12 protein-coding genes and 2 pseudogenes are annotated in these 13476 nt (G+C 66.4%); 5 read left to right on the top strand and 9 right to left on the bottom strand.

Features of this window, described 5'->3' with window-relative positions; all coding sequences use genetic code 11:
• Nucleotides 1-192: 192 nt before the first annotated feature.
• Nucleotides 193-288, top strand: a pseudogene (locus OID54_RS38545) (site-specific integrase); the annotation flags it as partial.
• 304 nt (nt 289-592) lie between these two features.
• A complete protein-coding gene (locus OID54_RS38540; RefSeq protein WP_073783538.1) occupies nt 593-994 on the top strand; it encodes a hypothetical protein in 402 nt (133 codons plus the stop codon).
• 426 nt (nt 995-1420) lie between these two features.
• Here the strand turns inward: OID54_RS38540 and OID54_RS38535 are convergent.
• The 6 genes and pseudogenes from OID54_RS38535 to OID54_RS38510 all read right to left on the bottom strand — a co-directional run.
• Nucleotides 1421-2020 (bottom strand): annotated as a pseudogene (locus OID54_RS38535) (Tn3 family transposase); the annotation flags it as partial.
• 404 nt (nt 2021-2424) lie between these two features.
• Complete coding sequence (locus OID54_RS38530) at nt 2425-4197, bottom strand: hypothetical protein (RefSeq protein ID WP_329028278.1); 1773 nt, start codon at nt 4195-4197, stop codon at nt 2425-2427.
• Between the two features lie 90 nt (nt 4198-4287).
• A complete protein-coding gene (locus OID54_RS38525; RefSeq protein ID WP_329028276.1) occupies nt 4288-4572 on the bottom strand; it encodes a hypothetical protein in 285 nt (94 codons plus the stop codon).
• 139 nt (nt 4573-4711) lie between these two features.
• Nucleotides 4712-5824 carry a hypothetical protein gene (locus OID54_RS38520; protein WP_329028275.1) on the bottom strand — a complete coding sequence of 371 codons (1113 nt, stop codon included), beginning with the start codon at nt 5822-5824 and terminating at the stop codon, nt 4712-4714.
• A 135-nt stretch (nt 5825-5959) separates the two neighbouring features.
• Nucleotides 5960-6826, bottom strand: coding sequence for a DciA family protein (locus OID54_RS38515; RefSeq protein WP_329028272.1), 867 nt, complete (start codon nt 6824-6826; stop codon nt 5960-5962).
• Between the two features lie 10 nt (nt 6827-6836).
• A complete protein-coding gene (locus OID54_RS38510) occupies nt 6837-8039 on the bottom strand; it encodes a helix-turn-helix domain-containing protein (RefSeq protein WP_329028270.1) in 1203 nt (400 codons plus the stop codon).
• Nucleotides 8040-9320: 1281 nt separating this feature from the next.
• Between OID54_RS38510 and OID54_RS38505 the strand changes: the two genes are divergently transcribed.
• Nucleotides 9321-9947, top strand: a complete 627-nt coding sequence (locus OID54_RS38505) for a hypothetical protein (protein WP_329028268.1) — start codon at nt 9321-9323, stop codon at nt 9945-9947.
• Nucleotides 9948-10075: 128 nt separating this feature from the next.
• Here the strand turns inward: OID54_RS38505 and OID54_RS38500 are convergent, their stop codons facing one another.
• The 3 genes from OID54_RS38500 to OID54_RS38490 are packed head-to-tail and all read right to left on the bottom strand — an operon-like array spanning nt 10076 to nt 11974.
• Nucleotides 10076-10753, bottom strand: a complete 678-nt coding sequence (locus tag OID54_RS38500) for a YdcF family protein (RefSeq protein ID WP_329028267.1) — start codon at nt 10751-10753, stop codon at nt 10076-10078.
• Nucleotides 10750-11115: a hypothetical protein gene (locus OID54_RS38495; RefSeq protein WP_329028265.1), complete on the bottom strand. Its 366-nt coding sequence runs from the start codon at nt 11113-11115 to the stop codon at nt 10750-10752. The genes OID54_RS38500 and OID54_RS38495 overlap by 4 nt, the downstream gene beginning before the upstream one ends.
• A gap of 31 nt (nt 11116-11146) precedes the next feature.
• Nucleotides 11147-11974, bottom strand: coding sequence for a GntR family transcriptional regulator (locus OID54_RS38490; protein ID WP_329028263.1), 828 nt, complete (start codon nt 11972-11974; stop codon nt 11147-11149).
• A 416-nt stretch (nt 11975-12390) separates the two neighbouring features.
• Between OID54_RS38490 and OID54_RS38485 the strand changes: the two genes are divergently transcribed.
• Together OID54_RS38485 and OID54_RS38480 are read left to right on the top strand one after the other, a co-directional pair.
• Entirely contained in the window at nt 12391-13005 is a 615-nt protein-coding gene (locus tag OID54_RS38485; RefSeq protein WP_329028262.1) for a hypothetical protein, read from the top strand.
• Nucleotides 13006-13089: 84 nt separating this feature from the next.
• Nucleotides 13090-13434 carry a hypothetical protein gene (locus OID54_RS38480; RefSeq protein ID WP_329028260.1) on the top strand — a complete coding sequence of 115 codons (345 nt, stop codon included), beginning with the start codon at nt 13090-13092 and terminating at the stop codon, nt 13432-13434.
• Nucleotides 13435-13476: the final 42 nt, after the last annotated feature.

Here is a 13476-nt window from a genome sequence, read left to right as displayed (position 1 = left end):
CTCGGTGGCCAGCATCTACCGGGCGCTCGCCGAACACGCCAAGCGTGAGGCCCACGCCGACTATGCCGTTCTCCAGGCCAGCGGCGCGGTTCCGGAGCCCCGTGCCGGGACGGAAGCCGCCTTCACCGACTCACGACGTGGCACCCAGGAAGCCTCAAGATCGAATTCTGGCGGGGTTGGCGCTCATCTCGGCGTCACCCCGAGAACGTCCGCCGTTACTTCAAGCCCTCGCCCGAGGCGATCGCGGAGCTGACCAGCCTGCTCGCGCCGGGCGACAGCCGCCGCTGACCCGTCCCAGCCGGGCCCACAAGGGGTACCGCCGAGTGGGCCCAGAAGGGGCCACGGGATGATCCTGGGGCACTCTTGCGGGTGGTTGCCGGTGAGGTCGAACGGAATTCGCACTTCTATCACCTGGTCGGCTGATCGCATCGTCGGACTGGACTAGTCGCCGGGCGTGCTGCGCAGCCTCCAGGCAGGCCCGTGCTCCTCGTACGGGCCGATGCTTCCCGCCCCGTACGTCCGACCGTCCTGGGTGAATCACCCGGGTGGGAGAACAGCGGCGCGGGCGGGTAGCAGACACAAGGGAGCTGACATGAACCGTTCCACGCGTATCCGCGGTGCCGCGTTAGCGGCAGTTGCCCTGCTCGTGGCGGGCACCGCCACGACCGCCGCCGCCGACAAGAGCGGTGATTCCACGGCGGCCACCAGCGCCAAGGCGGCAGCGCCGATGTTCACGCGGGTCGAGGCGCCGGACGTGCTCGACGTCCGGGGCGGACAGCGGGGCGAAGTTATTGTGCAGTGCCCGTCCGGCATGCAAGCCGTCTCCGGGGGCCACTGGCAATCATTGGGCGACAAGTTCACCGTGCTCTTCTCGGCTTCAGTCCCCCTCGGCGGAAACACGGGTGGTTGGTCCGTCCAGATCAACAACTGGGGCACCCAGAACGTGTACCTCATGGCCGAAGCCCTGTGTGTCGACTCATCCCAAATCGGCTAGTAGGGCACCCGCAGTGATGGGTCACCGGCCCAGGCCCGTTCACCGGGGCAGTCGCCGGGGATGACAGACAGGCACCCCGACCCGCCTGTCTCACCGGCCGTGGCGACCGGAAACCAGCCGCCGTGACTCACAGCGTGACCCTGGACGGAGGGTGGCCCCCAAGCGAAGAACCGGGGCCACCCTCCGTCCGGAGGGCTCGACGGTCACGTCCAGGCCGTGACACGCTCGGATCTCCCGACGCCCCGCCCGAGACCGACCACCTGCGGCACCCATCGAGATCACACCGGGGCCTGGGAAGCGGCTGCCGTCACTTGGTCTCTCCAGGCGCGTTGCACGGGCATGGCACCAACGTGCTTCCAAGTCGAAGTGACGTGCGGTGTGCCGCAGGTCACGGGTCGGCGGCACACCGCTTCTGCGGGCGGCCCGCTACCGCGCTTCGGTGGTGTCCGGGTCACGGAGCGGCCGAAGTCCGCTGGGCATCTCTGGCAGCAGGAAGGAGTACCGGCCGAGCATGTTGACGTGGTGGCGGACGAACGGGGAGAGGCGGGCGACGTCCTGGTCGCGGACGTCGAAGCCGTCGGCGCGGAGCCGGGTGACGGCGGCGTCCATGTACTTCGTGTTGAAGAGGACCAGGGCGTTCAGGACGAGTCCGAGGGCGCCGATCTGGTCCTCCATGCCGTCCTGGTAGCGCTGGTAGAGCTGTCCCGCCCGGCCGTGGAAGATCTTCCGGGCGAGCGCGTGGCGGCCTTCCTGGAGGTTCGCCTGCACCTTGATCTGGCGGCGGTATCCGGGCTCGTCCGCGAGCCGCAGGATGTGCAGGGTCTTGGCGATCCGTCCGTAGTGCGCGACCGCGTCCCCGAGCGGGGTCGGGCGGCCCTCCCGGGAGAGCATCCGGATCACGTCGTAGGCGCGGACAGCCCCGGTGTGGATGGAGCCGATGATCCGCAGGATGTCCTCCCAGTGCCGCTCGATCCGCACCAGGTCGACCCGGCCGCGGGCGGCGTCGTGGAAGGCCCCGTAGTCGGCGGTCCGGAGCTCGGCGAACGGCGCGGCCTCCAGCTCTGCGGTGAACGCCATCAGGTGCTGCGGCCACGGGGCGAGAGCGGCTTTCAGCTCGGCGATACTCTGCGGCCCTTCATCCTCACCCAATTGATGGGGCGAGCGGGTGGGTGCCGGCTCATCGTCGGACTGCGGCGGCTCAGTCATCGAGGGGTTCCTCCCTGCTTGGTGGCGGCAACCCCTCAGTGTCACTTGCGGCACGCCCCTGGTTGGGCTCGTCACCCGATCGGATGATGGGTATTTGCGGCTCCTAGCCATGTCCGCACGGTGCGCGGGGATGGACGTGTCCTGGGCCCCGCCTCTGATTTATGCCGAGCCACTATGAGTGCCCTCGCAGGCAACCTGATTGCGTACTGGCGTGGGCGATTCGCTCAGGCCTGTGGTGGGTTGTCCGTGGATCGGAGGACGGCGCGGGCGAGATGTTCGCGAATGACGGATCCGACGGGCTGGTTCACGCTTGGGTCGGAACCGGTGACCGGGTGTTGCAGGAGTTCAGTGGCTGCCAGGACGGCGAGGGTGGCTTGTCGTTCGTCGAGCACGGGTGAGAGGCACGCTTGCATCCGCTGTAGTTGGGTGACGGCTCGCCTGACGATTCTCTGCTCGACGTCGTAGTCCATTTCGGCAGCGGTCTGCGCGAGGTTCTCCAGGGTGGTGGACACTGTGTCCGGGTCCCAGCTGCCGGGATATGTGTGGAGCCATCTGACTAGGAGCGGCAGTTTCTCGTTCTCTTCTTCCTGATGCGTGTGTGGTCCGGGCGTGGTCTCGCTGGTTGGTGCTGGCGGCTCGGGAGCTGGCTCTGGCAGTTTCTGCTGGATGTCGGGCAGAGACGTCTCCAGCGGGTGCAGGTTGAGCACGGTGTAGAAGAGTGTGCGGGCCATCGCGCTGAGACCGCAGCCGGCCACCTCACCGAATGCTTTGATCGGCCACGTGGGTTCGGTGACAGCGCGCAGTGCCTGCGTCTCAAACTGATTGACCGCGTATGTACTCATGTTGACGCGCGGGGCGCGGGGTTTCTTCTGGGCGGTCTCTGCGGCAGACCGGGTGGAGCGCCAGACCAGGTTGTAGATCTCCCCGAGCGGCCGGTGCCGGGCCACCTTGTCTGCGGCTTCGCGCAGCCGTTCGACGTGGTTGTCCGTAACGGCTGGAAGGTTGAGGTCCACCAGTCGGTTGGTGAAGTAGCGCAGGGCCTCTTCCGCGATGAGTTCCTGCGCGAGGGAGAGGAGGTCGTCATGCTGGCCTGCGGTGAGGCGTTCCGGTGCCAGCCGTTCGTTCAGGACGGCGTCCAGGTGCTGGGCGCCGGTCCCCGCGCTCGTGGCAAACGGAGCGTAGAAGCAACTGTCCAGCGGAAAGAACTGTGATGTCAGTCGGGGATTCACGTGGACACCGTCGGGATCACCGTCCGCCGCGGCGAGGGCGTCCTGGAAGGAGGAAGGATCCCACTCCATGGAGGTGACCGAAGTGGCGGGGTGGATCCTCAGGAGACGGCCCTGAACCAGTGCGCCCAGAAGCCGGACGGTTTCATTCTGCGCGGGGTGCAGAGGATCGAGCCAGGACCCGATCTTGGAGATCGGTGTGGTCGACGGCGCGTACCGCAGCAGCGCCAATGCTGCCGCCATCTCCCGCACCGAGGCTGCGGGCACCGTCTCGGAGAACGCCAGTGGGTACCGCTCTTCCATGGCCTCGCGTTGCGTGCTTTTCCAGGCGTTCAGAGCTGTTTCGAGCGCCTGCTGTTGCGTAGCTCGGGCACGGGCTGCCTCACGCTTGGCCTTCCGCTTTGGATCATTGAGCGTCTGCACCGCAGCCACCAAGGACTCCGTACACGCCACGCAAACAGGCGTCTCGCCCTTGACTAGATCGGCTAGCGCGGTGCGAGAGGTCAAGCTGAGTTGCTGTCGGCACTCAGGACAGGTGTGATCGACGACGGCTCGCACACCCCCTGCAGCAACCACGTAGAGGGGGCCGCCCCACCCGAGTGTGTCGATGTCCGAGGTCTTCTCGCACCACACAGGCGTGCCTAGCTCAGGGTGGAAGCCCGCAAAAGCCCAGTAGCGCTCACCGATCGCGACCAGCTCGGGATCGGTGCCGTCGACCGGAACAACGGTGGGAGTCAGCCCGGCCAGCACCGCGCTCATCTCATCAGTCACAGTTACTCACTTTATGCAACGATGGCGGCGGCGTTTCCGGTTCGCCCAACTCGCTTGGGTCGCCTACAGATGGCGGGTGGGTCTGGGTGTCTACCGCTCGGGTGGGTCGGCGTGGTCGAGGCGGAGCGCGATAGCGCGGGCTCCGGCCTTGGCGAGGGCGGCGAGGGCCCCGGCTAGGTCGAGGTGGACCTGGTCCCCTTCGTCGGGGTAGTAGCCCTCCCTGACCATTTCGAGATGGGCTTCGGCGTCCCGGACCAGGTCCAGGACGCGGGCGACATCGGTCCCCGAGCCGGTGGCGTCCGCGAGTGCGCGGGTGATCTCCTGAGCTTCCTTCCTGAGAGCCGCGAGGGTGTCAGGGGTCTTCCGTACGGACACGAGGCACTCCACAAGGGGAAGGAGCCGACTGGTGGGAGCGTTGTCGGCCGTCGGGGATGACCGGACGGGCTGAGCCGATCGCCTTCGCCGACGGGCCGGTTCGAGCGCTCGGCCGGCTGGGTCGTTGTCCTGTGGGTTACTAGGCCCAGGGCATCGTGAGGCCCGGCCAGCGCGGCTGGGAGAAGTAGCCGGTTTTCTTGGCGGTGGTGATGGCGGTGGCGGCTGGGCTGTCAGCGCCGACCGGGTGGTGGGGGTAGACGCAGTCGATCAGGTCGTATGACGTCGCATCGTCACCACCACCGCCGACGATGGCGCAGATCGGGCTGTTGGATCCGCTGGCTTTGGTCCACACTCCGGGCCAGTCGGGGTGCTGATCGGTGATATGCGCGTCGCAGTTCTGGCACTGGGTCGTCTGTTCCTTGCCGGTCAGGTTCCCGGCTGTGAGTGCCTGGGTGGCGTCGAGGATGTGGCCGACCTTCTGCGGCGACTTGCCTGCGAGGTAGAAGCGGCCGCACGCCGGTCCGTACTCATTGTCCATACTGACCAGCACGCCTGGCCAGTGCGGGTGCCGGTCGGTCACCGGAGCCCTGCAGCCGACGCACGCCCGGGGGGACAGGCCATGTTCGCGGAACAGAGCGAGAGTGTCTTCCGGCCGTCCCCAGTGCATGTCGTCTGGGCCGTCGGCGAGGGGCGCCAGTTCGAAGAGGGGCAGTTCCTTCTCCGCTAGGACCACGTCCTCCCATGTCTGCATCCCCGCCATGGGCAGGCTCTGTGCCCAGCCGATGCGCGGCATGCTCGTGGTCGATGGCCGCTGTACGGTCTCCAGGCCCGGTTGGCGCAGGTTCTGGGGGATGTAGGCGGCCAAGGCGAGGTGTAGTTGTTTCACGGCTTGGTCCTGGTCGTCGGCGTCTAGCCAGCTCGTCTTCACCAGATCCCGCAGAACCTGGTCGGGATAGAGCGCCACCTCGTACCGCCAACCGTCTTCCCCCCGGCGCAGGCTCAGCTCGTAGACGTTCAAGTCGTCGGAGACGAAACACGACAGGACACCGCCGGCGTCCTCCGCCGCTGTCAGAGCGTCGGCGACGGTCGCGTAGTCACCCCACGGAACCGGCGAGGGCGCGAAGCCGTCATCGAGCGGTGGCTGTTGCGCCGCTGCCGTGGACATGGCGGCGTTCCGAGACGCCGCGGCCTTGCGCTGCTTCGCCTGCTTCGCGTGCTTGACCGCCCGCTTCTGCTGCGCTTTCTTCCCCATCAGACCGCCTGTATCGAAGGTTCTGCCGTGTCGCTCGGTAAACGGTGGATCGCGCGGTTCGTCACGCGTGCATGGTCCGAAGGGGCCCTGACTGATGCGGGACAACCAGTGGTGTCTTCAGCGTGGTGCTGGCTTTCACGCGGTGTTGAAGATCCGGGTGGGCTCGGGGAGCCGCGTGGTTTTGGCGGCGCGTGCGACAGCGAGTGCGCGGGTGTGGGTGTCAGCGGCTGCTTCGGCCTGTGTGTGGACATGGTCTTCGAGTGCTCGGGCGTCGGTGAACGCGGATTCGGGTTCACGCCGGGCGCGTAGGGCTCGGATCTGGCTCTCGTTGGCTGCGGCGATGTGCGGGTCTGGTGTCCGTTCGGTTCGGGTGGCTTGGTGGGCGGCGAGTGCCTCGTGGTAGCCGGCGGACGCGGTCTGCCTGGTCCGGATCGGCTTGCGCTCCGCCTGCGGTTCCACAGTCGTGGCCGTGTTCGTGCCTGCGGTGGTGGTCGTGTGGGTACCGGGGGCCAGGACCCGCAGCCCGCGGACTGCGTTGGCACCCATGGCGGTGTTGATGCGGGTGACCATCTGGCTTTCGAGGAGGCGGAGTTGGGTGGCATAGGCGGAGCTGGTGGGAAGCAGGACCAGGTGCCCGGTTTCAGGGTCGACGCGGACGGCGCGGACTTTGCTGTCGAGTTCGGGGGCGATGGAGGCCCAGCGGTCGATGACGGATCCGCCGGTGACGGGGGTGTCCCAGGCTCGGTCGGTGACCAGGTTGGTGATGGCGGCACCGAAGGTGAGGGGGTCGCGTCCCTCGGGTCGGGCAGTACGCAGTCGGCGGGTGGCGGAGCGGCCTCCGGGGTGGTCGGCCGGTCGGTTCTTGGCGGCGGCGCGGGCGGCCTGGAGGGCGACGCGGGCGAGATCGACGCCGGACGACCCGGAGCTGCCATCTACGGTGTCAGCGTCCCTCGCCGGGGTAGAGGCGGCGGGGGTGATCAGGGGGAGGGTTTCGGTGGTCATCGCGGTCTCCTTACCGGCGTCCGAGAGTCATGTGGGCGGTGTGGGCGGTGAGGTTCACGGCGCGTTGGACGACATTGGCGCCGAAGATCCACTCGGCGGCGGGGCGGCCGTAGGCGTCGAGTTGGCCCATGACGAGGGTGGTGTCACCGGCCGCGACTTCGATCTCGGCCAGGACCCTCATGTCGGCGCGGGCTTCGTCGGTGAGGTCCGCTAGGCCGTTGAGCCGGGGCAGCGCGGGGGCCTGCTCCTGCTCGACGGCCTGGCGGGGTGTGAAGGCGCCAGCGACCAGGTCCTGCACAGTGCGACTGGTGGGGGCTTGCCAGTCGCCCTCCCACTCCTGGTGCCGGGCTTTTTGTGCGCGGCGGGAGTCCCGGTACTCCTGGACAGCGCGCTCCCGGCCTTCCTTGGTCGGCCACAGGGCCAGCGCACCGGCGAGCCGTCCGGCGAGGAACCCGGACGGGCGGTGCACCTGGTCTGGGACGTCGCCGCAGTCGAGGAACGCGATCACCTCATCGGCGGTCCAGCCCCCGTCGGAGACCTCCTTGAGGATCCAGGCGATCCGGGGCACCAGGGCTCGGCTCATCCACGGCACCTGCTGGATCAGCTCCGAGGCCAGCTGGAAACGGCGCCCCACCACATTGAGCTTCCGGTGTCCGCGCTTGACCTTCTTCAGAGTGGGGGACTGGGCTTTCCCGCTGGCGAGCTTGTTCTCAGGGGGTAGCGAGGTAGAACCGGTAGGGGAAGAACCTGAGGTACCGACCTGCATTGGGGTGCAACGGACCTCCGCCGAAACAGCCGCCACAGCACCTCGGCCAGCGCCCTTGCGGACACCCTTCCCCGGCGCCTTTGACGATGTCTTCGAGCGAGGCTTGCGCACCTTTCGGGCCGCCTTCTTCGCCAGCTTCGCCATCAACTCCCGGCCAGCTTCCGCGATCCCCGTCACGGCGCGCGTGTAGGCAGGAGCGGTCTCATCCCGCAGCACCGTCCGGATCCCCAGCGCGACATCGAAATCGTGCGGGATCATCCGCGCGAACTCCGACGCCTGCGCCGACTCACCGCTGATCCGGGTGCCCCGGACGACGTACGCGAGCAGCCCGGCCTCCCGCAGCATCCCCAGGTGGTACTCCACACTCCGCTCCGACAGCCCGGTACGCCGCATCAGATACTCGATGCCCGGACGGCACGGAAACAGCAACGCGAGCTCCTGGGCCACACGCACCGTCGTCGGCCCGAACGAACGTGGACCGTGCGATCGATACCGCCGCGGCTCATACAGCCCGGACCCGGCGACCCAGTGAACCGCCTGCAACCACGAGTACCCGTCCAAAGCCACCCGGCCCGCCGACGAAGACAGCCACTGGGACGCCTCTGGCACGAACAGCGCCGACAGCACGGAGACCGCGCTGCCATCGACCGACGAACGCGGGACAGGAATCAGCGCGGAGACAGGTGCCGCCACGGCGCTCACTGATTCCTCACCAGGAGCAAGTTGAGGCCAGCACCCGAGGCCAGTTTTGTCGTAGAGGACCTGTTTGACAGGAGGTTGAGGAGAGAGGAGATAGCCATGGGGCCACCCTCGGCCGCCAAGGGGTTAGCCCCGCAAGTCCCAAGCTCGACGGCTCCCGTACAGCGGGAGGAAACCTCGATCAGGCTCCCGCCCGGCGGGCAGGGCTGCACGCCAACCGGATTCGGTGAAGAGGTGACACGGGTGAGCGGGAAGGTAACGGTCCGAAAGCCTTGAATGGTGCAGCCCGGGTAGGCATTCCCCGTCACACGAAAGGCCCGCTCTGTGCGAATGGGGGTGAAACGGGCGTATGTGGGCTGGAAAAACGTAACTGGGTACGGCAAGATGGCCTCCGTGTTCGTGGGGCCTTGCCGCATGACATGACGAAGCCCCTGAGCTGGGTGGCTTCGGTTCTGGGGAGAACCTAGATCGAACTGTTCGAAGCCGGTTGGCGCCGGGTCGAACAACTCCTCCGGGAAGGCACTGGTAGCCGGACCGGAGATCCGATGGGGCGCTGAGCTGAGGTGCTGGTAACACCGAGAGCTCGGGCCCCAGGCGGCTAGAAGACCTGCGATGCAGGCACCGCCCTCAAAATTACTTCGCTCTGACGGCCTCCATGCGAATTGAGGCGTAGCCGCAGCTGGATCGCTGCGGAAGCATAGAGAAGGCACCCGGCCGGAGCGACGCGCAGGTCATCGCTTCCACGGCAGTGGGTGCCTTGTGTGTATGGCAAGGGGTACGGGTACCCTGCAACATGTCGAGACCATTCGCTGTAAGGTCTGCGGCCGTGCCCCGGAGCGCAACCTCGCGGGGCTTAGCCATGTCTTTATGGAGCTTATCCACGGACACAGTACCCCCCTCGCGATGTTGGACCTCCACCCTTGTGCCCACCGTGTCGCCCCTCTTTCGGAGCCTCTTGACGGCCCGACAGGTCTGAGGAGGCCTGCCCGTAGTGAAGTCGCCTGATGAGATGTCGGCATGATGGGCCGTATGCATTTGACGGACGAGCCCCTGGACGTAGAGACCTTCGCCACTGGGGTGCAGCAGCGGCGTTTCGCTGCAGCGATGGAGCGTATCGCCGCTACCAGGGCACCTGATAGCCCGGTGCGTGTGTACGTCAGCGCGGCGCCTAGGGCGATGAACAGTCCGAAGTGGGACAGCTGGCTTGCCCAGATCACCGCAGAGCTGCCAGACGGTGTCGAGGTCATCCACTACCGCAACGTCTTCAGCGACGAGCGCCCCTATGACTGGGACAGTCTCGTGGAAACGATCGACGGCCTCGTGATGGTGGGAAAGCAGAAACGAGCTGGTAGCCGGGTCTACCTTCTTGGTCCCGTGGCTCGGCTTGAACTGCGCTCGGTTGTCGCGCGGAAGCCCGTACTTCTCTACGGGCACAACCAGGGGCTGATCCCCGTCATTGACTGCAAGAGCCAGGTACTTCGCCCAGACGGTAACCCAAGACTGAAGCTCATTGCTCCGAAGCGATGGAAGAAGGACGCCGCGACACTTACGGCTGCTTGCAATGCGCTCGACCCGGCAGCGCCAGCCGTGGCCGACGAGCCGGAAGGTCACCTTGCTCATTCCTTCGTGTCTCCTCAACAAGGAACGAAACCTTGACTGCGACTGGCGTTCGACCACTCCTGTAGCAGGGCCAACGCATCACAGCATTCACGTACAAGCCCTTATGCGCCAGGAACACCCTTTTTTTGTACGAAGAGACAAAAGGGCAGTCGCAGACACCAGGCTCAGGTAGGCAAGGGCCTGAGTAGCCGACTGGTGAAACCCGCCTCTCGAAGGCGCTCGTATGCCTCCATGACTGGCCCTGGAACAGGCTGTTCAACTGTGAAGCCGAGCTGGGGGTACTCGATGACACGTTGCAGGGTTCCGACCAACATGTCGATGACCAGATGAGAGTCCCCTATGCCGCGGGCGTAGTCGGTGAAACTGACTGGCTCGGACGAACACACGACGTCGATGCCAGCCTCGGGCCAGAATCGCCGGAAGGTGGCGAAGCTGCGGCGTTCCTCGTACGGCTTGCTGATGAGCATGACCGATGTGGCATCGACTCCTGCGCCGGATAGCGCATTGTGCGAGAACTCGATGTTCTGCTGAGTGTTCCTCGCCTTGGGTTCCACGATGATCGCGGCTTCAGGTACGCCCAAGCTCAGTGCGTGCTCACGGTAGTGAACGGCCTCGCCTCGGGGAAACCGCTGGATGGTCGTTGGGCTGTTGCCTCCGGTGAAGATCAAGGTGGGAAAGTAGCCAGAGTGGAAGAGTGTGGCGGCATGCGTCGCAACGCCCAGATCGTGGCTGCCCAGGGCGATGGCGACGGAACATGGCCGAGGGGTGTGATGGACCAGGTGGTAGTCCCAGACCGCCTGCGCGTCGCTCCACTGCCTGTTCGAGATGGCAGGTCGGCTCATCGAGAGCTCCCTCCTGCTTCTGCAAGGCGCCGGGCCTCAGCTTGTTCGTCCGACCCCAGGCTGTCCGTCCACGTGGCGAAAGTGGACCGGACGGTCTGGAGATCGCTTCCGAGCGCTGCTGCGATCTTGGTCCAAGAACTGCCGAGACGCAGTGCGTCACGGACCAGAAGAGGCCGTTCGTCGGCAAGCCGGTCGGCGATTACTGTGCCTAGGGCGAGAGCGGCCAGGGTGTCCGCAAGGCCGACCCGCTTCCGGTGCTGTTCGTGGCGTTCGACCAGGGACCACAGGTCTGAGGCCGGGGTGTCGCTGGGCGCGGCGATCACGGCGGTGTCGATCGGCTGGGGCCTGCCTTCACTAGGCATCCGACTTCCAATCTGCTGCTGTGTCTGACGGTCACTGGTCTGTGGGCGTCTGCCGGCTGGGGTTGGAGTCAGGGAAACGGAAGCGGTAGTGCCAGGTGAAGCGTGAGGCGATGTGTATCCCCACGGCGTACTCGATGACGGTGCCGTCGTCCGTCGCGGTGGTGCGATGGAGTTCGACCACGGGCTGCCCGGTAGAGATGCCAAGACGGCTGGCTTCGGACGCTGTTGGGATACGGGCAAGCAGTTCCTCGTCCAGCCACTCGGGTGAGAGGCCTTGCTCGTGCATCACCCGGAAGCCGCCCCCCTTCCCGGCAGGGCCAGGGGCGGGGTCCATGAGCTTGGTGCCTTCGACATGCTCGGGTCGGTAGTAACTGGTCAGCTCGTGAGTAGGTTTGCCTTGAGCGTCCTTCACCAGACGCCGCCGGGCTACTACTTGCGCGCCGGGTTTGACGCCGAGTGCCTCGGCGATCTCTGGTGTGGCGGGGAATGCGGGGTCGACCTCGTTGGCCTGGTCGGTGAGCCGGTATGCCTCGCCGCTAGCGATGCGGTCGACGACGAAGGCGACAGCATCGTCCTGGTCGAGCCAGTTCGCGCGGTCGTATCGGTCCATCCCGTTGCGCTTGAGGGGTGGCTTATCCCGTGCGAAGACGCCCTTCCCTTGGTGGGCCCGAACGATGCCAGTCGCTTTGAGCATGGCGATGGCCAAGCGGATTGTCTCCTCTCCGGCCCCGTACTGCTCGGCTAGCTGGCGTGTCGACGGCAGGCGACTGCCGGGGGCGATCTGCGAAGTCTCAATCTGGGTCCGCAGATCGTCGGCGATCTCTGTGACTCGCGATTTGCGAGGTGTCGTCGGCGTCATGAGGCCACCATACACAGCTTCCCCAGGGAAGTGTCGTGTCGGACGTCGCGTATTAGGCGCCACTTCCCTGGGGAAGCCTTGACGGGCGTCCGGGAGGGGGCGTAACTTCGGTCCTGCAACTTCCCCAGGGAAGTTGCAGGACCGTTCACAGGTGTGATCTGTCTGCACCACCGCAGTAGGTCGTCCGTCTCGCCAGAGGCGGGCGGAGTAGATCGTCTGCCCTTCGTGGGGTGGCAGGGCGGGATAGCAACACCAAATCGCCCCTGGTCCTCGACCTCTCTGCTGCATGCAGCGCCTGTGCGCTGTCTGTCCTCCAGGACGGCGGGACCTTCCGTGTGGCCTGGCGGGCGGAGAGAGCACCACGACGCAGCCACTCCCTTCCTCAGCCCTTCGCCTTCGTCCGCGAGGAGATCCCCATGACCACCCAGTTCGTCATGCCCAAGGCCAAGAAGCGGCCGACCCGCACCCACACGAAGAACGTCAGCTGCCACCCCACCATCAAACTCTCCAAGATCAGCCCGGCGCACATTGACCTTCGGGAGCCGCTGAAAGCGGTCCTCGTCTGCCCGGACTGCCAGACCTGGGTCCCGATTACCGGGATTCGAAGCCGAGTCCAGAAACTCGTCCCCCACCACACCACCCGCGCAGAGACCACGACCAACCCCCGCCGATGCAGGGGCAGCAACCGGCGCGTCGAGTTCGACATCACGCCCAGCCAATGGTTCCAAGCCCTCGCCGACGCGATCAAAGAAGCGGGCTCCCGCCAGCCGACCGCTGTGCTGCCAAAGACGTTCAGCCGGCAGACGAACCAGACCCTCCAGGCCCGTGCGAAGCGCACACCGGCCGGGCGCGTAGCCGACTGGAACACGACACTCCCGGCGGCGCAGCACACCAACGCCCAGCGGTTGCGCGATGAACTGGCTGCCACGCTGCGCCAGGTTCACCCCCGCCTGACTCCGTTCGAGCGGGCCGAGATCGACAGCCGGCTCACCCTGCTCACCCGGGCCCTCTACGAGCCGAAGCCCCGGTAAGAACCCACCTCACGAATGACCACGCCCCTGGGAGACCGCCTCCCCGGGGCTGTTCTTCATGCCCTGCCACCTGAGGAGATCCCGATGCGCACCACCCTTGCCACCCTCTACACCTCATACTCCGCGCGGCTCGCTGCGGTGGCTGCCGAGCGGCTCGCTGACATGGGCGCGGATCCAGTTGCGGACATTGACGACGTGATGCAGGACGTTTGGCTGCGTGCCTTGCAGCTGCTGGTCCTGCCGGAGCCTGAGCACGCGTGGTCGGTCCTGACTGGCCTCTTGGACCAGGAGCTCGCTGCTCTGGAGGCATCCCAGCATCGAGAGCTGCCGTGCGGGTTGGATCTGCCGGGAGTCCACTGGATGCCCCCGGCGCCGCTGGGCGCTCTGCCGTCTGCGGTCGCTGTCTACCCGACGGTCGTGGCGGCCTGACCGGGCCTCCTGTTCTGCATGTCGCCCCCAGCCCACGTGAGA

This window comes from Streptomyces sp. NBC_00690 (genome assembly GCF_036226685.1).
GTDB lineage: Bacteria > Actinomycetota > Actinomycetes > Streptomycetales > Streptomycetaceae > Streptomyces.
This window is presented reverse-complemented; position numbering and strand designations above follow the sequence as displayed.